The organism is Lonsdalea quercina (assembly GCF_900107885.1).
GTDB lineage: Bacteria > Pseudomonadota > Gammaproteobacteria > Enterobacterales > Enterobacteriaceae > Lonsdalea > Lonsdalea quercina.
In genome coordinates this window covers 58,348-79,605 of the sequence record NZ_FNQS01000003.1, presented here as the reverse complement: position 1 = coordinate 79,605, position 21,258 = coordinate 58,348, and the positions used below count along the sequence as shown (strand labels likewise).

18 protein-coding genes and 1 tRNA gene are annotated in these 21,258 nt (G+C 51.3%); 7 read left to right on the top strand and 12 right to left on the bottom strand.

What is annotated here, in order from left to right:
* Positions 1–168: 168 nt before the first annotated feature.
* From BLU64_RS05660 to BLU64_RS05640, 5 genes are all read right to left on the bottom strand, one after another.
* Positions 169–378 (bottom strand): TraR/DksA family transcriptional regulator, encoded by a 210-nt coding sequence (locus tag BLU64_RS05660; RefSeq protein ID WP_015730135.1) that lies wholly within the window; start codon positions 376–378, stop codon positions 169–171.
* Entirely contained in the window at positions 368–952 is a 585-nt protein-coding gene (locus tag BLU64_RS05655; RefSeq protein WP_026741531.1) for a DUF2857 domain-containing protein, read from the bottom strand. Before BLU64_RS05655 ends, BLU64_RS05660 begins: the two co-directional genes overlap by 11 nt.
* A 4-nt stretch (positions 953–956) precedes the next feature.
* Positions 957–1,163, bottom strand: coding sequence for an AlpA family transcriptional regulator (locus BLU64_RS05650; protein WP_026741532.1), 207 nt, complete (start codon positions 1,161–1,163; stop codon positions 957–959).
* Between the two features lie 153 nt (positions 1,164–1,316).
* Positions 1,317–2,231: a hypothetical protein gene (locus BLU64_RS05645; protein ID WP_026741533.1), complete on the bottom strand. Its 915-nt coding sequence runs from the start codon at positions 2,229–2,231 to the stop codon at positions 1,317–1,319.
* A 418-nt stretch (positions 2,232–2,649) separates the two neighbouring features.
* Positions 2,650–2,919 carry a helix-turn-helix domain-containing protein gene (locus BLU64_RS05640; RefSeq protein WP_071999722.1) on the bottom strand — a complete coding sequence of 90 codons (270 nt, stop codon included), beginning with the start codon at positions 2,917–2,919 and terminating at the stop codon, positions 2,650–2,652.
* Positions 2,920–3,065: 146 nt separating this feature from the next.
* Between BLU64_RS05640 and BLU64_RS05635 the strand changes: the two genes are divergently transcribed.
* Both BLU64_RS05635 and BLU64_RS05630 read left to right on the top strand, forming a co-directional pair.
* The gene (locus BLU64_RS05635; RefSeq protein WP_026741534.1) at positions 3,066–3,380 is read left to right on the top strand and encodes a helix-turn-helix domain-containing protein; all 315 of its coding nucleotides are present in this window, start codon (positions 3,066–3,068) and stop codon (positions 3,378–3,380) included.
* A 184-nt stretch (positions 3,381–3,564) separates the two neighbouring features.
* A complete protein-coding gene (locus tag BLU64_RS05630; protein WP_026741535.1) occupies positions 3,565–3,879 on the top strand; it encodes a helix-turn-helix domain-containing protein in 315 nt (104 codons plus the stop codon).
* A gap of 131 nt (positions 3,880–4,010) precedes the next feature.
* Here the strand turns inward: BLU64_RS05630 and BLU64_RS05625 are convergent, their stop codons facing one another.
* From BLU64_RS05625 to BLU64_RS05605, 5 genes are all read right to left on the bottom strand, one after another.
* Positions 4,011–5,282: a tyrosine-type recombinase/integrase gene (locus BLU64_RS05625; protein WP_026741536.1), complete on the bottom strand. Its 1,272-nt coding sequence runs from the start codon at positions 5,280–5,282 to the stop codon at positions 4,011–4,013.
* 161 nt (positions 5,283–5,443) lie between these two features.
* Positions 5,444–5,519 (bottom strand) — tRNA-Asn (locus BLU64_RS05620).
* Between the two features lie 188 nt (positions 5,520–5,707).
* Positions 5,708–7,012 carry a dicarboxylate/amino acid:cation symporter gene (locus BLU64_RS05615; RefSeq protein WP_051625419.1) on the bottom strand — a complete coding sequence of 435 codons (1,305 nt, stop codon included), beginning with the start codon at positions 7,010–7,012 and terminating at the stop codon, positions 5,708–5,710.
* 737 nt (positions 7,013–7,749) lie between these two features.
* On the bottom strand, positions 7,750–9,900 hold the full coding sequence (gene fdhF / locus BLU64_RS05610) for a formate dehydrogenase subunit alpha (protein WP_074728089.1): 2,151 nt from the start codon (positions 9,898–9,900) through the stop codon (positions 7,750–7,752).
* Positions 9,901–10,274: 374 nt separating this feature from the next.
* On the bottom strand, positions 10,275–11,237 hold the full coding sequence (locus BLU64_RS05605) for a DMT family transporter (protein WP_026741538.1): 963 nt from the start codon (positions 11,235–11,237) through the stop codon (positions 10,275–10,277).
* A gap of 194 nt (positions 11,238–11,431) precedes the next feature.
* On the opposite strand from BLU64_RS05605, the gene cbl reads away from it, so the two are divergent.
* A complete protein-coding gene (gene cbl / locus BLU64_RS05600; protein WP_026741539.1) occupies positions 11,432–12,388 on the top strand; it encodes an HTH-type transcriptional regulator Cbl in 957 nt (318 codons plus the stop codon).
* Between the two features lie 655 nt (positions 12,389–13,043).
* Positions 13,044–14,354, top strand: coding sequence for a glutamate/aspartate:proton symporter GltP (gene gltP / locus BLU64_RS05595; protein WP_026741540.1), 1,311 nt, complete (start codon positions 13,044–13,046; stop codon positions 14,352–14,354).
* A gap of 218 nt (positions 14,355–14,572) precedes the next feature.
* Here the strand turns inward: gltP and BLU64_RS05590 are convergent, their stop codons facing one another.
* A complete protein-coding gene (locus tag BLU64_RS05590) occupies positions 14,573–15,610 on the bottom strand; it encodes an ABC transporter substrate-binding protein (RefSeq protein ID WP_036152260.1) in 1,038 nt (345 codons plus the stop codon).
* Between the two features lie 277 nt (positions 15,611–15,887).
* Between BLU64_RS05590 and BLU64_RS05585 the strand changes: the two genes are divergently transcribed.
* The 3 genes from BLU64_RS05585 (at position 15,888) to cuyB (ending at position 18,886) form a co-directional block, all read left to right on the top strand.
* Positions 15,888–16,910 carry a malate/lactate/ureidoglycolate dehydrogenase gene (locus BLU64_RS05585; protein ID WP_026741542.1) on the top strand — a complete coding sequence of 341 codons (1,023 nt, stop codon included), beginning with the start codon at positions 15,888–15,890 and terminating at the stop codon, positions 16,908–16,910.
* A 243-nt stretch (positions 16,911–17,153) separates the two neighbouring features.
* Positions 17,154–18,164: a D-cysteate sulfo-lyase gene (cuyA, locus tag BLU64_RS05580; RefSeq protein ID WP_074728087.1), complete on the top strand. Its 1,011-nt coding sequence runs from the start codon at positions 17,154–17,156 to the stop codon at positions 18,162–18,164.
* 2 nt (positions 18,165–18,166) lie between these two features.
* Positions 18,167–18,886 carry a cysteate racemase gene (cuyB, locus tag BLU64_RS05575; protein ID WP_026741544.1) on the top strand — a complete coding sequence of 240 codons (720 nt, stop codon included), beginning with the start codon at positions 18,167–18,169 and terminating at the stop codon, positions 18,884–18,886.
* A 116-nt stretch (positions 18,887–19,002) separates the two neighbouring features.
* Here cuyB and BLU64_RS05570 read toward each other — a convergent pair whose 3' ends face one another.
* Positions 19,003–20,343, bottom strand: a complete 1,341-nt coding sequence (locus BLU64_RS05570) for an anaerobic C4-dicarboxylate transporter (protein WP_026741545.1) — start codon at positions 20,341–20,343, stop codon at positions 19,003–19,005.
* Positions 20,344–21,258 lie beyond the last annotated feature (915 nt).

Genomic DNA, 21,258 nt, shown 5'->3' with positions numbered 1-21,258 from the left:
TTCTAACACAAAGATCTGCCAGATCAAGTCTGAAGCAATACAGCTAAGTAACAATGGTAACGGTTTTTTATTCAGTGCTTAGCTGCTTAAAATACGAATAGTGACTTATTCGGATAATGAAAAAACGCGCAGAGGATATAATTACTCTGCGCGAGTGTCATCTTGTTATCAGCGCTGACGGCGCTCAAGTATGGTTTGGCATTCCGTACAGGTTGTCACGCCCGGCAGGGTTTGGCGTCTCTGCTCGGGAATAGGTTCACCACACAAACGACAATAATGTAATGAAGGTGTAGTTGCTGGCTTGAAACGGTTCTGTTCAATCATCTCTTCCAGGCGTTGCTCATTAAATTCCTGATCGCGATCGATCTCATCTGGCATGCAATATCCTCCTGTTCAGTGCTTCTTTCTCACAAAGGGTGATACGGTTCCAGACGGCGGTCAGGGAGAGCCCTTTTTCCCTAGAAGATAAGGACTCAGTAACCAGCATCATTGTTTCCAGCGCTTCAGGTGTATCAAGGTTTTCAGAGCGGTTCTTTTTCCATGACAGCCAGATTTCTGCATCAATGTCTTCATCTGGAACAGGCGTTCGGCCATAAGGGATGGTGACACCCAGCAATCGGCGACGAGCGCAGACTTCATTCGAGGTGAGGCCAAAAAAGTGATTCAAGAGTGCAATAGATCCTCCCAATCTGACGGCGCGATTTATCTGCTGCTGGCGTTGGGCTTCTTGGTGGGACAGCGTCAGGATCTGTTGTAGAACGTCGTGACGGACAGTAATCGACATAAACTGTGCTGATGCTCGGCTGACAATAAACAGTTCGTCGAGGGATAGCTGATTGAGAGCGTTCAGTTCGTCGAATGTAAATCCTAACGTTTCACAATAACGAAAATTGCCTTCCTTAAGAGCGGTAAGGGCGTTTGTTAACACCGCATAATTTAGGGAGGGAATCATGATGTTATATCTCCCTTGAGCGTGTTAAACGGTTAGTTAATTTAAGATTTATCCATTCGTCGATTTCGGATTCGAGCCAAGCCACGCTGGCCGGTCCAATCTTTATTGAAGAAGGAAAGGAGCCTTCTTTCATATATAGGTAGATTTGCGAGCGCTTCAGGCCGGTTTTTACTTCCACTTGTTTCAGACGTAATAACTGATGCGATGTCATCAATACCTCCAGTGCAGAAATGGCATATGCCCGGAGATGACAAAAAAACACAGTGAGGAAAGGTATGAAAGTTGAAGAGCCCGTATTACGGACACCACAATCCTTAATACGGGTTTTTAGATTGAAGCGTGTAATGTCATTTTAATTAGGTGCTTAAATAGACGTCGGTGAACCACGTTCAAGCGCCGTTTTTAACGTATCGCCGCTGAATCGATCGGTTATGCCTTCGTTTGAAGCCCACTGTTCAAAGATGGACAGAAGCTTATAAGGTTGGCTGATTAATGGGCTTATAGACTCATTGTTTTTACAGGCAAGCCAGAACAGCCTCGATAATGGTGTAGATATACGCGTTGAGGAAGGCGGAGAAGTATCATATTTGGCTGGCATGTTAATTAATTTTTTAAGTTCGGTATGTTTAATGACAAAACAGGCATCCTTTGGTAAATCATGAATTGGAAAATATTCTCGATGGCTATACTGATTTGTTTTTAGATATGGGGTTTTTTTAGTAATATCCGATGTGATGTTCTTAGGAAGTCTCGCGATTTGCTGTTTTATCCTTTCACGATATCTGACCTTCTCAAATATTTGAAAATGATCGTCATCAATGTTGACTGTGAAACCATAGTTAATGTGATTTTCTCCGATTACGGGTAGTGGAATACTCAGAGATCTTGCTAATAAATGTTGAACCAGTACGTATTCATAGCCGATAAGTGCAGTATCAATCACTCTTTGAGAAATATGAATATATTTCCCCTCGGTAGAGACTATCAAGTTTCGGTTATTAATGAGACAGTTTTTTTCGAGAATGCATAGCTGGTTAATCAGATGCTTTCTGATCGGTTTAAATTTTATCTTAGCATTTTTTGTTTTAATTCTTCGTAGAATTACTGATGATTGGAAGTAGATAGAAAGGTTGATATTTCCACATAAGGCACTGCGATAAATATCAGCTTCTGTTAATGGTGATTTTCCTATCTTTGTCGCTAAAACTATAGCTTCTGGTATCGTAATCCAGTTGAATTCATCTCTCTTAATATTGAACATCCTATTTTTCATTATCATGATTCATCTCCTTTATATGAAAATGACCTATCGCATAGGTGGTTAACGTTTCCTTATGCAGCCATGACGTGTAGATAAGATTCTAAAAATGATAAATAGGATAAGTGAGTGGTTTTTGGTAAAACGATGACGTTATCAATCGCTTTTCGCTGTTTGTCACTAAAATGTTCAAACTAGGACGCTAGCAGCAGATGGAGTGAGTACCTTATGTGGGTTTTTATTCTTAGCGTTGTGATTTGATTTACAGCAACACGACCAAACTCAGTATTAAAAATGAATGCAAAGATCCTGAATCGGGACATATCAATTGGTTCGAAATCAATAACGAACCAATTGACGATGCGGTACGATTGAGTCGAGTTTGGATAATCGCCTGTTTTAGTTTGTATTTGACCTTTAAATCCCAAAAGTGCTTTAATTATTTTTTATGGCGTATTTCTCTCGGAATACGTTTCCCTTGTGAATCGAAGTAACGATTCGGCCAAATCTCACTCGCTGGTATGCCTAAAGCGTCCGCAATAAGTTGTTCACCCTTCGGCCAGGGTCGAATTAGTGCATTTGACAGCGTCGATGAACTGAGACCAGCCTTACGTGATACAGCAGCTAACGTTGTCTTCCGTTTGCGTAAGGCTGCAATGATATCGGCAGGATGCCAGTCCTCTTGTTGTACTCGTTGTTCACTGTTCATATTCCCTCCTGTTAGATTAAACCTTTGCTTTTCTAGGTAAACTATATCTTTATTTTAGAGCAAAAAAAGATCAAAAATAAAGGCAAAATTTATTAAATAAAGAAATAATTTAAGAAGGGGCTGTTTGGAGAGGCGATAATTAGTACATGTTAATCAGCACAGTGGGTAACATCGTGATTGGTAAGCGATTAAGACTAGCCCGAGTGAACAAGGGATTGAAGCAGGCTGAACTCGGTTGCCTCGCTGGTCTGGATGAGGAAACAGCAAGCTCTCGTGTGAGCCAATATGAAAGAGAAATCAGTGCGCCAGATTTTGGGTTGGTTTCTCGGTTTGCTACAGTGTTGGATGTTCCTGAAGCGTATTTCTATGCTGTTGATGACGATCTCGCCACCTTGATCTTACAGTATCACCGTTTCAAGAAAGCCAACCCGAACTCCACGCTGCTCATCACACCTCAGTAAGGTTGGTGTCCTAATGCGTCTGGTGTTCAATTCCTGTGCACTTACCCTTCTAGATTTAATTATTCCTACTCTCAATGAATTAAATCTTCATTTTTGAGTTTAAAATAACCAAAAATAAATTTTAAATTTACTAGGTGAAGAACCACTTCAAGAGAGGCCTAGCGGGAACGGCGATAATCGGCTTATGTTAATCTGCGAAGCAGGTAATGCCGTGATTGGGAAACGATTAAGATTGGCCCGAGTGAATGCAGGATTAAAACAGGTCGAGCTCGGTTGTCTCGCTGGACTGGATGAAGAGACGTCGAGTTCTCGCGTAAGCCAATATGAAAGGGAAGTCAGTTCACCGGATTTTGGTTTGGTTCGCCGCTTTGCGGCGGTGCTGGATGTGCCGGAAGCGTATTTTTATGCTGTCGATGAGGATCTCGCAATGCTAATCTTGCAGTACCATCGTTATAAGAAAAGTAACCCTAATTCTACGTTATTGATTACCCCTCAATAGACCTTCGTTCCTCTATCCGGTCTGAGTAATTTCCTGACAATTCACGATTTTTTGCAAGGTTGAGGCAAGATTTTCTCGCAGTCTGAAAAGCAGATCCAGTTATCAGGATCTGCTCTTAGGTGCATTATCGATCAGGCCGCTCCAGCCGTCTTATGTTGTTGAGCATAAATGTATGGTGCAACATGTCCTTCTCGGTTGGTATCCAGATAATCCGACCACCATTGCATCATCGCTTTTCTAGCATCGAGATATTCAGCTTTATGGATGTAAGCTGCTCGAACGCCGTTACGTTCCTGATGACTCATTTGACGTTCAACGACATCCTGCGACCACAGCCCAGATTCCATCAGCGCGCTACAGGCTATTGCGCGAAATCCGTGGCCGCAGATTTCATTTTTTGTGTCATAACCCATCAGCCTTAGAGCCTTGTTGATCGTGTTTTCGCACATCGGTTTATAAGGATTATGATCGCCGGGAAATACCAGCTCTTGATACCCGGATATTTCCCGTATCTGTTTCAGAATAGTGATGGACTGACTGGAGAGAGGAACGATATGCGGTGTTCGCATTTTCGCGCCACGCCCTGAGTAGCGGACACCGGGGATAGCTTCGCGTGTGGCTGGGATGGTCCAGATTTTGTTTCTGAAATCGACCTCAGACCAACGGGAAAAACGCAACTCGCTGGAACGGATGAACAGGTGCAGAGTAAGTGATACTGCCAAACGGGTTAATTCTCGCCCTTGCTTGTAGTCCTCAATGCGAGTCAACAGTTCCGGTAGTTTCTCCAGCGGAAGAGCAGGGTAGTGGCGTTTGACGGGCGGGGCGATGATACCGTCAAGATTAGCGGCCGGATTATGCTCTATCAACTCCTGATGCACGGCATGGCGCATGATGTTGCACATATGCTGTCGGGTTCGTGCTGCCACTTCCAGCAGACCTTTTTTTTCAATTCCTTTCAGCAGGTCGATGAAATGGCGGGTTTTTAGTTCTGTGACTGGCAGGTGTCCAATTATCGGGAAGATATGATTGTTCATGCTGGCAAGCAGACGAATGGCATGGTTCTCTGACCAGGCTCTGTTGTTTTTATGCCAGCTTAGTGCCACTGATTTGAAGGTTTTCTCTGGCGAGGCAGTGGCTCTTTCAGCATAACGTTGTTGTGCTGGGTTGATATTCTGTGCCAGCATTTTACGGATGCCGTCGCGCTGCTGACGAGCGTCGGCCAGAGAGACATCAGGGTAGGCACCTAAGCCGAGACGGGATTCTTTTCTATTAACACGATATTTGAGATACCAGAGACGTGAGCCGCCTGGATTAACCAACAGATACAGACCATGAGAATCGGAAACTTTGAAGGGTTTAGCGGATGGTTTTAAGTTGCGGATTTTTGAGTCGTTAAGAGACATTTGGGGGTCACTCCGTCATCGAACCAACTTGACCCCAAATCTGACCACCAAATTCTCCCGATGCGGAGGTAAAACTGAAAATGCACCGGGAGGACTTTTCAAGCTAACTCATTGAATCAAAATCACATAAGAATTCGCAGAGCGGCATGAAAACAAGAATTTGGCTCCTCTGACTGGACTCGAACCAGTGACATACGGATTAACAGTCCGCCGTTCTACCGACTGAACTACAGAGGAATCGTGTGAACGGGGCGCATGATAACGAGGGGCAGGGGGCATGTCAAAGGCGGAAACCCGAAATCAGGTTTGTTTGCTGTCAGAATGCGCAAAGTGATGTTTTTTTAGAAATCCCAGACTGGAAAATAGGCATTAGATGAAAAAAACAGCGGCCATATGGCCGCTGTTTCTGGTGGTTGACGAGATAGTTAGGCGTGCTGTTGCTCTATTTGCGTTGCCGGAGGAGTAGAAGTCGCGGTTTCATCCCCCTCTTCATCAACGTCGTGGACATTTTTTTCCAGACTGGAGACCACCGCGGTGGAAATGCTGTTACCGATGACGTTGGTGGCGGTACGGCCCATATCCAGGAATTGGTCGATGCCCAGAATCAGCAAAATACCGGCTTCCGGCAGGCTAAACATAGGCAGCGTAGCGGCGACGACCACAACGGAAGCGCGGGCGACGCCGGCCATGCCTTTACTGGTGATCATCAGCGTCAGCAGGATCAGAACCTGCTGGGTCAGGCTTAGGTCAATGTTGTAGGCCTGCGCAATAAACAGGATGGCGAAGGACTGATACATCATGGAACCGTCGAGGTTGAAGGAGTAACCCAGCGGCAGTACAAAGCTAGAGATTTTCTTCGGCACGCCGAATTTGGTCAGCGCTTCCATGGTTTTCGGATAGGCGGACTCGCTGCTGGCGGTAGCGAAGGCCAGTACGGTCGGTTCGCGAATCAATTGACCCAATACGACGATGCGTTTGCCCAGGAAGGCATAGCCCACCAGGAACAGTGCGCCCCACAGCAGCGCCAGACCGATGTAAAACTCGCCGATAAGTTTGCCGAAGTCATACAGCAGGCCCAGGCCTTGTGTCGTGATGGCGGAGGCGATAGCGGCGAAGACGGCAATTGGCGCGAGTCCCATGACGTAATCTGTTACACGGAACATCACTTTGGCCAGTTCATCAATCAAGGACTGAATCGTGGTGGCATGCTTGTTATGTTGTTTCACATAAGCCAACGCGGAGCCGAAGAACAGTGAAAAGACCAAAATCTGCAGAATTTCATTGTTCGCCATCGCTTCGACAATGCTTTTGGGGAAGATGTGGCTGATGAAGCTTTTCAACGTGAATCCATCGGTGCTCAACCCGGTCGACACATGCGTGGTTGTCGCGACCAGATTCATGTCCGCGCCCGGCTGGAAGAGGTTGGCCAGCGCCATACCGATAATCAACGACAGAATGGAGGCGGTGACGAACCAGATCATGGCTTTCAGACCCACGCGTCCTACGGCAGAAGCGTCGCCCATGCTGGCAAGACCAGAGACCAGCGTGGCGAAGACCAGCGGTGCGATAATCATCTTGATAAGGCGCAGGAAAACATCGGTAATCAGATTAAAATAGGACGCGATTTCTTTGGCACGAGCACTATCCAGGTACTCATGACAGGCCCATCCGACGATGATCCCCACGACGATAGCGACCACTATCTGTAAAAGTAACTTCTGCCTTTGCATACGAACCTCATGTTGATGAATGTGTACAGACAACACCGTGTTATTGCAGCGTGGCGGTTCATGCGTATTTCCTCACACACTCAGCCGACACTCTGACTTGTTATTGGGCGTATTGTGTTTGCCTTATTAATAACAGTGAATCAAGGGTTTTACCGTTTTTTCCCGCCAGGGGAAATACAAAAGTCGCTAAAAAAAGCGAAAAGTGATTTTTTTTTGATATTTACTGTGGATGGAAATTACGTAGCTTGTGTGATTTTTGTTTTTATCTTATTGTTTTTGTTTGGTTTGATGTTCGTTGTTGTCGGGGGATTATCCACCTCGATTAGGTATTAGATTTACTTATGATGCAGGTTAAATTAGCAGCAATTTAAATTATTCGTGTAATTGATTAAATGAAATAAAGCGTAGAGATTTCGCCTGCAATGTTATTTGAATAACGCGTTTCGACTTCGCGATATGAGCGGAAAATATCTGTCAAATATTATTGATATCATTACTTCAATTGCAGTAAAAATTAAATCCGCCTCAGGCATGTAATTACCATGTTATTTGTTGGTATGTTCGTCGTTAAATATAACGCCACTATTTTTCATCCTTGTGATGCGCGTCTATTGACAAGTTCTTGAGGGGCAGAACGAGCGACTATTGCCTGTCAGGGCCATTAAGCCGTGCTTATTAAAAGAGAGTGTATCGGTTAATACGCGCCCATAAACAGGACGCGTGGGTGACGTAATGTTTTAGTGAGCCACTTCCGCCGTATCACGCAGATGGGCTTTCAACTTGCTGTACTCCCGCTGCACATACTCTTCCGCCCAGTTCTGATCCTCAATCGGTTCGAGTCGCACCGCACAGTGTTTGTATTCCGGCGTTTTCGCGATGGGGTCCACCTCGTCGAGCGTCAGTTCGTTGCAGGCGCCGATCCACCATTGATACGTCATATAGACAGCGCCTTTATTGATGCGCTCGCTGACCGCGGCTCGGCTGATGACTTTGCCGCGTCGCGACGCCACCCAGGTCAGTTGCTGATCCTGTAACCCCAGCTCGGCCGCGTCCACCGGATTGATTTGCACATAGCCCGGTTCATCCGCCAGCGTTTGCAGGGCGGTGCAATTACCGGTCATGGAACGACAGGAATAGTGGCCGACTTCGCGAACGGTGCAGAGGATCATCGGGTACTGGCTGTCGGTCTGCTCCATCGGCGGATGCCATTCGGTGGCGAACAGCAGCCCCTTGCCGTTGGGACGGTCGAATTTGCTGCCGGCATACAGCCACGGCGTTCCGGGGCTATCCGGCGTTTCGCAGGGCCACGGAATACAGGCCAAACCGGCCATTTTTTCGTAGGTGGCGCCGGTATAAAGCGGACACAGCTCGCGCATTTCGTCCCAGATCTCCTGCGTATTGCGGTAGTGCATCGGATATCCCATGGCGGTCGCCATCAAGCTGATGATTTCCCAGTCGGGTTTCACGTCTCCCTGAGGCTCGACCGCTTTATAGAAGCGCTGGAAGCTGCGATCGGCGGCGGAATAAACGCCTTCGTGCTCTCCCCATGAGGTGGCCGGAAAGATGACGTCGGCGACGGACGCCGTTTTCGTCATGAAAATATCCTGAACGATCAGCAATTCCAGCTCATCGAATGTCTGGCGCACCAGCGACAGGTCCGGTTCGGTTTGCAATGGATCTTCGCCCATCAGGTAGTTGGCTTTGATTTTTCCGGCCTTGATTTTGTGCGGCACGTCGGTCAGCGTGAAACCTTTGTGCGCGGGAAGCGAAGAAACGCCCCAGGCCTGGGCGAATTTGGCGCGAATCGCCGGATCGGTGACGTCCTGATAGCCGGGGAACAGATTGGGCAGCGCGCCCATATCGCAGGCACCTTGAACGTTGTTTTGTCCGCGCACCGGACCTACGCCGACGTTGGGGCGGCCCAAATTACCGGTCAGCAGCGCCAGTCCTGACAGACCTTTGACGACGTCCACCCCCTGCGTCCACTGCGTCACGCCCATGCCCCACAGGATGGTGGCGGAAGGGGAGGCGGCATACATGCGGATTGCCTCGCGGATCAGCGAGGGGGCCAGGCCGGTGATCTCGGCGACAGATTCGGGCGTGTATTTCTCGACGATGGCGCGATATTCCTCAAAGCCTTCGGTATGTTGTTCCACAAAGGTCTTATCGTAGAGGTCTTCATTTATCAGCACGTTGGCGAAAGCGTTGACCAGCGCCATATTGGAGCCGTTTTTCAACGGTAGCCATAAATCGGCGATGCGGGCGGTTTCGATGTGGCGGGGATCGCAGACGATGATCTTGGCGCCGCGTGCGCGCGCTTTAAGGATGCGGCGGGCAACGATAGGGTGTGAGTCGGCGGCGTTATAGCCAAAGACCAGAACGCACTCGGTATGTTCGATTTCGCAAATCGAGTTGCTCATCGCGCCATTGCCCAGCGTGACGTCGAGGCCGGAGACGGAAGGGCCGTGGCACACGCGCGCGCAGCAGTCGACGTTATTGGTGCCGGTGACCGCCCGGGCGAATTTCTGCATCACGTAATTGGTTTCGTTGCCGGGACCGCGGGACGACCCGGTATGCATGATGGCATCGGGGCCGTATTTTTCGCGAATGGCTAATAGTCGAGAGCTGGCGAACGCGATGGCTTCATCCCACGAGACCACCTCGAACGGAGCGCCTTTTTGGTGGCGGATCATGGGCGCTTTTAAACGTGGCGTCAGCAGCTTGGTATCGTTGAGAAAGTCCCAGCCATAATAGCCTTTCAGGCAAAGTTCGCCTTCGTTGGTCATGCCCTGAGCGCCTTCTGCGCCGACGACTTTATTGTTTTCAACCAGTAGGTTAATTTTGCAGCCTGACCCGCAGTAAGGGCAGACGGTGATCACTTTCTTCATGAGGGTATCTCCTTCGGCGCTCTTCGCGGGAGAGCGTTCCCAATGGCGTATCGGCAGCGTGGCCTGCCGTGTCCTGCGTTAAAGCCTAGTCTGCCTCTCGTTGATCTGGCCGAGGCGAAACGGTTTTTTTAAGCCGGGCTGGCTTTGCTGAGGGCACGACGCTGGGCAGTGACTGATACGGTGTCCTGGTGCCTGATGATGACCGATACGGAAGACAGGTTTACTGATCGTCGTCATAGCGGCGCTCGGTCAAGTGAAAACGGCGCGGCAACAGGCGTGGGGACGCGATTGACGCGAGGTGTGTCCTCAAGAGATGGCGAGCGCTCGAACTCGTCGATTATCGCCTATCGCCGGAGTAGGAAAAGGGGGGGCCGTTAGTGAATGACGTCGGCGCTGACGATGGGCTTCGGCTTGATGCGCATAGCGCTGATAACGCCGCAAACCAGACAGGCGATGCCCGCCAGTGTGATCCCAGGCGGCCAACTTTGGCGCAGCATAAACGTATAGACCAGCGCAAAGAGCGTTTCGAACACCAGCATCGGCCCCATCAACGCCGTGGGAAGCCGTTGGCTGGCGGCATTCCAGCAAATCGTCCCCAGCCAGGAACCCAGCAGACCGATCGCCAGCATGAGCCATACAAATCGTTCAGGTTGAGGCCCCAAGGGCAGGGAAAAAGATGGCGAAGTCAGCGCCAGATAGCCGCCGACCATGACGTACGCCACGAAAGCCAGCGGCAGCGTAGCGATGCCCTGCGCCGTCGCCCAGGTCATGGGATGATGCGAGGGGTGTTGCCGCAACCAACGGGAGTTACGCAGCGGATACCAGGTCCAGCAAACGACGGCCATCAGCGCGAGGAGGATACCGCTGAGATAGCGCGGCAGCGGAACGGATTCAGCCGCGCCCTGACGCTCGGCAATATTGACCAGCACCAGTCCGATGATAATCAGCAGTAGGGACGGCGCCAGCCGCCGCCAGGCCAGTTGACCGTCTTCCCGGCCGTATAACAGATTGGCGCTGACGGCGATGATGACCGGCAGCGTGCCGATAATCATGGAGGAAACTGGCGCGCCGGTACGCTGGATCGCGCTGGCGAGGAACAGATAATAGAGCAGGTTGCCGACGGCAGACAGGCGGAGCGCCTCGAACCAGTCGCTGCGGGACAATTTTTTCAGTCGGCTGCGGTCGAGCCATGCCAGCGGCAGGGCGATCAGTCCAAAAGCCAGATAGCGTCCGCTAGACTGCAGAGCCGCAGGATAGTCGGGGATGATCAACGGCCCGATAAAGATGAGTCCCCACATCAATCCGGCGGATAGCGCAAAAAAAATTCCCGATAACACAGTCTCGATCCTAATGAATGACGTTGCGGTGATGCGCGCAGCGGGCCGTCCGTTGCGGCCTGTCGGGCGGGCATACTCATTTCGCGCTGTTCTATATCTTTAAAAGTTATATATAGGAAATTTTGTTTATTTGTACGGCATAACATTACTTCGTATGAATAGTGCTAACAAGTAGCACAAAGGCGGAGCAAAGTGTGAACTTTCAACAACTGAGAATCATCCGGGAATCGGCACGGTGCAACTATAACCTGACCGAGGTGGCTAATACGCTCTACACGTCGCAGTCAGGGGTGAGCCGTCATATTCGTGAGCTGGAGGACGAGCTGGGCATCGAAATATTTATCCGGCGCGGCAAGCGTCTGTTGGGGATGACGGAGCCAGGGAAAGAGCTGCTGGTGATGGCTGAACGTATCCTGAACGACGCCAACCACATCCGCAGGCTGGCGAATGTGTTTAGCGACAACGACGCGGGCGAATTGGTGATTGCCACCACGCATACTCAGGCCCGGTATAGTCTGCCCTCGGTCATCCAGTCGTTCCGGGCGCAGTATCCACAGGTGCAGTTAGTGCTTCATCAGGGGACGCCGGAAGAAATTGTAGCGATGCTGTCTTCAGGTGAAGCGGATATTGGCATCGCGTCTGAGCAGCTGATGAATACGACATCGCTTGCGGCCTTTCCTTACTACCGCTGGCATCACTCCATTTTGGTGCCGACAGGACATCCGCTGGCGGACGGCAGCCCCATCACGTTGGATAAACTCAATACGGTGCCGCTGATCACCTATCGTCAGGGAATCACCGGGCGCTCGCGCATCGATCGGGCATTTCTCGCCGCAGGACTTTCTCCACATATCGCCATCAGCGCGCAGGACTCCGACGTCATCAAAACCTATGTCGAATTAGGCTTGGGCGTGGGGATTTTGGCGGACAAATCTTACGACCCCGTACGCGATGCCGGGTTAGTACGCATCGAAGCGGAGCACCTGTTCGAGGCCAATACCGTCTGGTTGGGACTCAAACGCGGTCAGCTGCAACGCAACTATACCTGGCAATTCATACAACTCTGCAACCCGGAACTGACGCTGGAAGAAATCAAGCAGCGAGTCTTTTCCGAAAGCGATAGTGAAAACGTCGTCGATTACCAGATCTGACGTCCGCCGGGCGGTGCTCTGGTGAACAAGGCCGTTTGTTCGCTAGCGCCGTTTTATTTACAACGTTATCGCCATCAACTTCCCATACAGGCGACGTCTCACCGGAAACGGCGGTGTCACCGAGCGCCTAACCCACTGAGTCGTAACTTTTCCGTTGTCGCGATGCAGGGAATAAAGCCGTTGATGCCTGTTTACACGCGTACCCCGCTTTTTTTTCTTTTTTTGTAGCGATGACGCGTACTTTTATATTCTGAATGGCGCTAAAAAATAGCACTGATATTCCTGAATTTTCTGTAGCCAAAGCAGGAAAAATCGTATTGCTTAACAGCATAATTATGAAAATGCTTATCTATGATTGGCTTGATCTCACCCACCTGTGATAGTAGCATCCCCGTTTTAACAATAACTTAGACAAGATGCGTTGTTGATAAAAACAGCGATTTTGTTTTTAAATACATATAGTTGTTCGGTTTAAGTGAATAACTATTTGCATGATAAATAGACAGCACGCCTCATTCGGCCGCTGCTATAATAAAAAACCACCTCATCTTTGTAACCTCCCCCTCGTCTGAACATATTCAGCATCCGCTGATGGAATGAGGCGCCGGTAGAACCGTTGCCTGCGAGGATCGGAGCACAGGAAATGGAAAGTGACATGAAAAAACAAAAAATTAGCTTGGCGTGGCAAATTCTCATCGCCCTGGTTATTGGTATTGCCCTTGGGGCCTTTTTGCATGAACATCCGAGCGAAAAACATTGGTTGATCGTCAATGTTCTCAGCCCGGCCGGTGATATCTTTATTCGGTTGATCAAAATGATTGTGGTCCCGATTGTGATCACCACGCTGGTCGTCGGTATTGCTGGTGTGGGAGACGCCAAGAAGCTGGGCCGTATTGGTCTGAAAACCATTCTCTACTTTGAAGTCGTGACGACGGTGGCGATCATTCTCGGCATTACGCTGGCGAATATTTTCCAGCCGGGACACGGCATCGATATGTCGACATTGACCAGCGTCGATATCTCACAATATGAGAAAACCACCGAACAGGTACAGAGCGGGGCGCATAGCCTGGTCGGGACAATTCTGTCGCTCATTCCGCCCAACATTTTCGACTCTATGGCGAAAGGGGACATGCTGCCGCTGATCTTCTTCTCCGTGCTGTTTGGTCTGGGCTTGTCTTCTCTGCCGCGCGAACAGCGTGATCCACTGCTGAACGTCTTCCGCAGCGCATCGGAAACGATGTTTAAAGTGACCCATATGATCATGCGCTATGCGCCGGTTGGGGTCTTCGCGCTGATTGCCGTGACCGTCGCCAACTTCGGTTTCGCTTCGCTGTGGCCGCTGGCAAAGCTGGTAGTGATGGTTTACGGCGCGATCGTCTTTTTCGCGTTGGTGGTGTTGGGACTGGTGGCGCGCGTCTGCGGACTGCGGGTCAGCATGCTTATCCGTATCCTTAAAGACGAGCTGATTCTGGCCTACTCGACGGCGAGTTCCGAAACGGTCCTGCCGCGCATTATCGAAAAGATGGAAGCTTACGGTGCGCCAAAAGCCATCACCAGCTTCGTGGTGCCGACGGGCTATTCCTTTAATCTGGATGGTTCCACGCTGTACCAAAGTATTGCGGCTATCTTTATCGCGCAGCTGTACGGAATCGACCTGACTATTAGTCAGGAAGTGGTGCTGGTATTGACGTTGATGTTGACCTCGAAAGGGATTGCCGGCGTCCCGGGCGTATCCTTTGTCGTTTTGCTGGCGACGCTGGGCAGTGTGGGTATCCCGCTGGAAGGTCTGGCCTTCATTGCGGGTGTTGACCGTATCCTGGATATGGCGCGTACTGCGTTGAACGTGGTGGGTAACGCCCTGGCCGTGCTGGTTATCGCTAAGTGGGAAGGACAGTTTGATGCGGAAAAAGCGCGTTCCTACGAGCGTGAAATTCGCGGCCTGAGTTCCAAAGCCGCCCACTGATATTCTCGCTTCCATCGCGGGACTACCCCGCCTAGGTGCACTACATCCGCCTAGGTGCGCTCCCCGTTTAAAACGCAGCGTGACCGAGTCACGCTGCGTTTTTTTATGCTTTGGCTGCTCCTTGCTCTGTTGCCGCACCGCCATCACACGCGTCCAGCCAAGAGAAAGACGTGTAACCGCGAATTTGCTTGGGGCCTCTCGTTTCTCCGAAATATGGCTCAACTGCCCGGCTGATCGTGAATTTCTTCGAAGAAGTAGTCTTTCCACGACGCGGCTTTATTCTTCAGGATACCCAGCTCATACAGCTTCTCGGCGTAGACATAGGTTCGCTGTGGCGTCACGGTGAAGTCGATTTCAGGGTCTTCGACAATTCGCTTCACCAGCTCTAGAGGCAGGCGCGATTTCTCAACGCGGAGGTAGGTTTCCGCCGCGGCCGCTTTGTCCGCTTTGATAATGTCTGCGGCCTCTTTCAGTGCAGCGTAAAACGCCCGATAAGTCTTGGGATTTTCATCGTGAAACTTCTGGGTGGTGTACAACAAATTGAAGGAGCCAGGACCGCCAAGCACGTCATAAGAGCTTAGAATCTTGTGCACTTTCGGGTTTTCCAGCGCTTGATACTGAAACGGCGGGCTGGAAAAGTGGGCCGTTATCTCAGAACCTCCTGCGGTCAGCGCGGCGCTGGCATCCGGATGGGGCAAGCTGACGGTGATAGTGTCGAAACGCTTGAAATCGTCATCCCCGAATAGCTTGGCGGTCTCAATTTGCAAGGTGCGTGACTGGAAGCCGACGCCCGCGGCGGGGGTGGCGATGCGGTCTTTTTCACTCAGGTCTCGCACTGTTTTTACCGCAGGATTGTTGCTGAGGAGGAAATTGGGCATGGAGCCGAGCGAAGCAATGGCTTTCACGTTCTGCCGGCCGCGAGTTCGGTCCCACAGGGTCAGCGCGGGGGGGACGCCGGCGGAAGCCACGTCGAGCGAACCGGAAAGCAACGCTTCATTAATAATGGTGGCGCCGGAAAGCGTGCGCCATTCCACGTTGATATCCACGCCTTGTTGCTTGCCATGTTTTTCAATGAGCTGCCGGTCTCGTACCACGTCGAGGATCAGATAGCCGATGCCGAACTGCTGAGCGATGCGGAGGTTGCCTTCCGCCTTCGCGGACAAGGGGACGACGCTCAGGCCCAGTCCTGCCAATAAGGTCAACGCAGCCAGTCGTCCGGTCAATCCCCTCTTTTTCTGCTTGCCTGATGAATTCATATTTTTCTCACTTATATTAAATAAAAAAATAAACAAATACGAAACGGCGTCCGCCGGACGAAAAGAAAGTTTGCGTATGCTATGAGCAGGAGAGTGAATTTTATAAATGTTATTTTGGAATAATTTATCGGTATTTTATTTGTATCAATCTCGGTAAAAGAAAGCCTGAATATTGCTTAGCGAATTTGCTTCTATTCAAAGCACTAATTTTGACTTATCGAATAAAAAATACGGTGCATGATATTTATCTCTGTCAATTAACCTGGAATGAAATGTCATGCCCGTTTTTTCTCATCACTATTTACGCGGTTATCTGCGCGAGTGTTTGCTGGCGGTTGAGGTGACGGAAGAAGTCGCCGGTCTGGTTGCGGATAACCTCGTGGAGTCGAGTTTAAAAGGGCATGATTCGCACGGCGTCAGCATGCTGCCGCGCTACATCGCCGCCATTCGCGATGGCGGGCTGCGTCCTCACGCCGTAGCTGAGAAAACGCTGGATGCGGGGCCGCTGATCTCTTTTGCCGGACAGCATGGCTTCGGTCAGGTGGTCGCCCGGCAAGTTATCGCAGAGGGCATTGAGCGCGCGCAAGAACACGGCGTCGCCGTGGTCGGGCTGGCGGATGCGCATCATCTTGGACGCATTGGCGCCTGGGCGGAGCAGGCGGCGAACGCCGGACTGGTGTCCCTGCATTTCGCCAACGTTTATAACCGCCCGGTGGTGATGCCGTGGCAGGGCGTCCAGCCGCGGTTGGGTACGAATCCGTTCTGCGCGGGTATCCCCGTTGCCGGTAAAGCGCCGGTGATCCTGGACTTTGCCACCAGCGTGATTGCCGGCAACAAGGCTCGCATCGCGTGGAATGAGGGCAAACTGCTGCCGCCTGGCTGCATCGTGGACAATCAGGGCCAACCCGCTGTGGACCCTCGCTGGCTGATGGAACAGCCCACTGGCGCGCTGCTGGCGTTCGGGCAGCATAAAGGCTCCGGCCTGGCCATTATCTGCTCGCTGCTGGGCGCGGTATTAACCGGCGGCAGCAATGAGCGTACGGCGACAGGGAAAGGCAACCAGATCATCAACAGCATGCTCTCCATTTTGATCGACCCCGATCGTCTGGGGGGCAACGCGCACTATCAACAGGAAATTCCTGTATTGCTGGAGTGGATCCGGCAGTCCCGCGAAGATGGCGAACTACTGCTGCCGGGCGAACCGGAACAAATCGCTTACCGGCAGCGGGTGGAAGAGGGGATTTATGTGGATGACGTCAGCTGGGGCCAATTGAGCCAGCTGCAAACACAGGTCGCCTGATGATGAATGACGGCGGAGCGCTGCGCGGTTTAAGTTAGAAACTATTGCATTGATGTCAGATGATTCCTGACAAGCGATGAGGACCGGAATTTGCACGCCATAGCAGGCGCATCCCGTTATTTTCTGATTAAGCGACGCCATTAAAGTTTATTACATTTATTCAAAAAGTTGCCTGGCGCCATAACGCAGACGACACACCGCTTTCAAATAGAACGTGATACCGATTTTCTTAAGGAGAATAAGATGCACCTTGCTCGTTTCCCACGTTTGTCACTGGGGCATTTCCCCACCCCGCTCGAACCCCTGCCGGCGTTGACGGCCTATCTCAACGGCCCAACAATTTATATCAAGCGCGATGATGCGACCGGCCTGGCGACGGGCGGCAACAAAACACGCAAACTGGAGTTCCTGATGGCGGAGGCGTTGCAGCAGGAAGCCGATATTATCCTGACGCAGGGCGCCACGCAGTCGAACCATGTGCGCCAGACAATCGCCGCGGCGGCGAAGCTGGGGCTGAAAACCAAAGTGCTGTTGGAAAAACGGGTTGAAGACTACGGCGAGCCTTATCAGCGGTCGGGCAACATCTTGCTGGATAATTTGTTAGGTGGGGAGATCGTCGACCATCTGCCCGCGGGCACGGACATGCAGCAGGCGCTGGAGTCGCTGGCGGACGAGCTGCGTCGAGAAGGCCACCGCCCTTATGTCATTCCCGGTGGCGGCTCCAACGTGACGGGCGCCTTGGGCTATGTCGCGTGCGCGGAAGAGCTGCTGTTTCAGTCCAGCCAGCAGCGTTTGCGTGTCGATCATATTGTTCATGCCTCGGGCAGCAGTGGTACGCAGGCGGGTCTGGTCGCCGGACTGACGGCGGTTCGCAGTGGCATACCGGTGCTGGGTATCAGCGTACGCGCGCCGAAAGAGAAGCAGGAAGAGAACGTCTACCGTCTGGCGAAGCAGATCTGGCAGCGCCTGGGGATTGACGAGACGCTGCCGCGCGCTGCCGTACAGGCTAACAGCGACTATGTCGGCAAAGGGTATGGCATCCCTAACGAGGGGACGCGGGAGGCGCTCCAACTGCTGGCGCGTCTGGAAGGGATCCTGCTCGACCCGGTTTATTCCGGAAAAGGGATGGCAGGACTGATCGACCTCGTCAGAAAAGGCCATTTCAAGAAAGGCGAGCAGGTCGTTTTTATTCATACGGGCGGTTCGGCTGGACTGTTTGGCTACCGCGAGTTCTTTGAACAGCAGGAGCGCTGATCGTGACCGACTGTCTCATTGGCGTGTTGGGCGGTATGGGTCCGCTGGCGACGGCCGATTTGGTGCAGAAAATCATTGTGTCGACGCCAGCCGACCGCGATCAGGATCATGTCCCGCTGGTCGTGTGGAATGTGCCGCAGATCCCGGATCGCCAAAAAGCGCTGGCGGGGACGGGTCCATCGCCGCTGCCGGTGCTGTTGGAAGCCATTCGGGCGCTGAATAAGCTGCCGCTCAGTCATATCGTGATCCCCTGCAACACGGCGCACCACTGGTTCGACGCACTCACGGCGGCGAGCCGCGCGCCCCTGTTGCATATCGCGGACGCCACGCTGGCAGCGATGCATAAGCACGTCACCGTGCCGCCGCAGGTGACGGGACTGATTGCCACGCACGGTACGCTGCGCGCGGGGTGGTATCAGCAACGTCTGGCTGCCGGGGGCAACGAGGTGCTGGAACCGACGCCGCAAGAGATGGAAGAGCTGTTTGTGCCGGGATGTTACGCGGTCAAGCGCGGTGAACTCATTGAAGGCGGTGTCTTGCTGGAACAGCTGGCCGATAGGCTAGCAAAGCGAGGCGCAACAAGGCTGATTCTGGCCTGTACGGAGGTGGCTCCCGGGCTGGCCGCCGTCAATTCACGCTGGCTGGCGCGCAGTATTGATACGACGCAGGCATTAGCGCAGGCATGCGTTGAACTCTGGCAGCAGTCCCGCGCGTCGTATTGATAACGCGTATTGTGGCAATAGAAAACCGCCCGGTCAGGATGACGCCGGGCGGTTTTTTTACGCTGAAATAGAGGGCGGCCCGCCGACGTCAGAGTGCGTCGGCGTGGCGGTGCGACTCAATAGTAACCATACATGGCGGCGAAAACCCATCCAAACGCACAGGAGGTGAATACGCCAATCAGGCCGGGAAGAATGAAGCTGTGGTTAATCACAAAACGACCGATATGCGTCGTTCCTGAACGGTCAAACTGAATGGCCGCCAGGTCGCTCGGATAGGTCGGAAGAATATAATAGCCGTAGCAGGCAGGCGCGGAAGCCACGATATAGGCGGGATTAACGCCAATGGCTAATGCGACGGGCACAATGGCGGCGAGTGCGGCGGCCTGCGAATTGACGAACTTGGACACCAACAACAGGATCAGGGCATAGGCCCAGGGATACTCCACCACCAGCGTGCCGAGAGTGGTTTTAATCTGCTCCAAATGCGCGCCGAACATCGTTTCGGCCATCCAGGCAATACCGTACACGGCGACGATGGCGATCATGCCCGAGCGGAAGACCTCGTTTTTGGAAATAGAGGCCGGATTGGTTTTGGTGATGATGATGATCAGGGCGCCGGACACTAGCATAAACATCTGAATGACCAGCACCATCGACAGCGCTTTGCCGTCGAAGGCCGGGCGAAGTTCTTCTACCGCCCCCAGCAGCGCGACAGCGGCAATGGTGGTCAAGAAAATCCACATCGCGACCCAGTTGCTGCGCGGCAGTTTTCTGTCCAGTAACGTCGCTGTATCTCCGTAGACGTACTCCCGATTTTCCGGTACGGAAATGAATTTCTGAAATTCCGGATCTTGATCCAGATCTTTCCCACGAAACCAGCTGAAGATCCCGATAGCCAGGATGCCGAGCAGGGTTGAGGGGATGGTGATGGCGAGCAGGTCGAGAAATTCCAGATGCTTGCCGTGGAAAGTAAAGTTGGCCAGCATCGCGACCAGCGAGACAACGGCGACGGAAACCGGGCTGGCGATAATGCCCATCTGAGCGCCGATGGAGCTGGCGGCCATCGGTCGTTCCGGACGAATGTTATTTTTGATCGCAACGTCGTAGATAATCGGCAAAATGGTGTAAACCACGTGACCGGTGCCGCAGAGAATCGTCAGAATACACGTGACGAAAGGTGCGATGATAGAGACATATTTGGGATTGCGCCGCAGCATTTTTTCGGCCATTTGCAGCATGACGTCAAGCCCGCCTGAGGCCTGTAGCGTAGCGGATGCGGCGACAACGGAGATAATGACCAGCATAACATCGACGGGAGGTTTCCCTGGTTCGAGTTTAAAAAAGAAGACCAGTATGACCAGCCCGATACCGCCTAGTAATCCTAGCGCGATCCCACCTTTCCTTGCGCCGTAAAATAGACAGATCAGGACAATGACCAGTTGAATGATAAAGTCCATATAATCCTCATTACTCACTGAAACGAGTGCGTTAATTAAAATTGACTTACTTTTGTCGTGGGTACTATAGATATCGCATCCCGTCTTATTTTTTGACCTATCTCTCCAATTTCGAATTTTCTCAATCTTTGCGTTAAATAGGGGACGTGGCTCTCAATAACAAACGCCATGGGTTAATTTAATTATTTAAATAAAGAAACTGATTTTTAGTGGCGTGGTTTAGACGTCGGGATTTGGCATGTTTCATTCTTTTGCTATTCAAAGGTATTAGTGAGTTTTCTTGTTTTTATTTTGTTTAAAGGATGTTTTTGTTTTGTATCGAATGAGGGGGCTATTCATAAGCTGTATTCATAGAAGTGGGGGGAAATATCATCAGTATTTTATATGTATCTGTTTTTATTCGTAATTTTTATTTTTATGGAAAGTCAATCCCTGTGTGTATTCGACATGAATGCTTCGCGTTATAAAAAGGATGAGGAGGGTCATCCACGGGGGAAGGAATAAGATGCTCATGCCTGGTGTTGTTGAAGGCCTGCGTGGCTTAAGTTGGTTTAGTTATAGATTGAATGCGACTTTAATTTTTCAGGTTATGAAGTAGATGAGATAGCCCTATCAATTATGATGCAGGACAGCATTTAAACAATAGCTCGCGGGAGTGATCTGTTTAACATTATTATCCTCAATAATTACTGCGGGAAACGTCAGAACAAAAGAGGCCGTTTCTTCTATCCTGTGATTTGCATAGTGTCGGGCTATCTCCTGCCCCAGGGCTTTGATGAGTAAGAGGGCGTATTACTTTATAAGCGGCCGAATACACGATCCTCCTTATTGTGACGTCTTCGGAGGAGGGCATCATTTCACTTCGCCTTTTCATCGCGCCTCATTGGGGTGTCATGACTCTCTCATTCTCCCCGA

Coding starts and splice junctions, on each gene's coding strand:
- BLU64_RS05590 (WP_036152260.1), bottom strand. CDS start 15,610: ATGAATTCATCAGGCAAGCAGAAAAAGAGGGGATTGACCGGACGACTG.
- BLU64_RS05635 (WP_026741534.1), top strand. CDS start 3,066: ATGTTAATCAGCACAGTGGGTAACATCGTGATTGGTAAGCGATTAAGA.
- fdhF (WP_074728089.1), bottom strand. CDS start 9,900: ATGAAGAAAGTGATCACCGTCTGCCCTTACTGCGGGTCAGGCTGCAAA.
- BLU64_RS05570 (WP_026741545.1), bottom strand. CDS start 20,343: ATGGACTTTATCATTCAACTGGTCATTGTCCTGATCTGTCTATTTTAC.
- BLU64_RS05660 (WP_015730135.1), bottom strand. CDS start 378: ATGCCAGATGAGATCGATCGCGATCAGGAATTTAATGAGCAACGCCTG.
- BLU64_RS05645 (WP_026741533.1), bottom strand. CDS start 2,231: ATGATAATGAAAAATAGGATGTTCAATATTAAGAGAGATGAATTCAAC.
- BLU64_RS05640 (WP_071999722.1), bottom strand. CDS start 2,919: ATGAACAGTGAACAACGAGTACAACAAGAGGACTGGCATCCTGCCGAT.
- gltP (WP_026741540.1), top strand. CDS start 13,044: ATGAAAAAACAAAAAATTAGCTTGGCGTGGCAAATTCTCATCGCCCTG.
- BLU64_RS05585 (WP_026741542.1), top strand. CDS start 15,888: ATGCCCGTTTTTTCTCATCACTATTTACGCGGTTATCTGCGCGAGTGT.
- BLU64_RS05650 (WP_026741532.1), bottom strand. CDS start 1,163: ATGACATCGCATCAGTTATTACGTCTGAAACAAGTGGAAGTAAAAACC.
- BLU64_RS05615 (WP_051625419.1), bottom strand. CDS start 7,012: ATGCAAAGGCAGAAGTTACTTTTACAGATAGTGGTCGCTATCGTCGTG.
- BLU64_RS05625 (WP_026741536.1), bottom strand. CDS start 5,282: ATGTCTCTTAACGACTCAAAAATCCGCAACTTAAAACCATCCGCTAAA.
- BLU64_RS05630 (WP_026741535.1), top strand. CDS start 3,565: ATGTTAATCTGCGAAGCAGGTAATGCCGTGATTGGGAAACGATTAAGA.
- cuyA (WP_074728087.1), top strand. CDS start 17,154: ATGCACCTTGCTCGTTTCCCACGTTTGTCACTGGGGCATTTCCCCACC.
- BLU64_RS05655 (WP_026741531.1), bottom strand. CDS start 952: ATGATTCCCTCCCTAAATTATGCGGTGTTAACAAACGCCCTTACCGCT.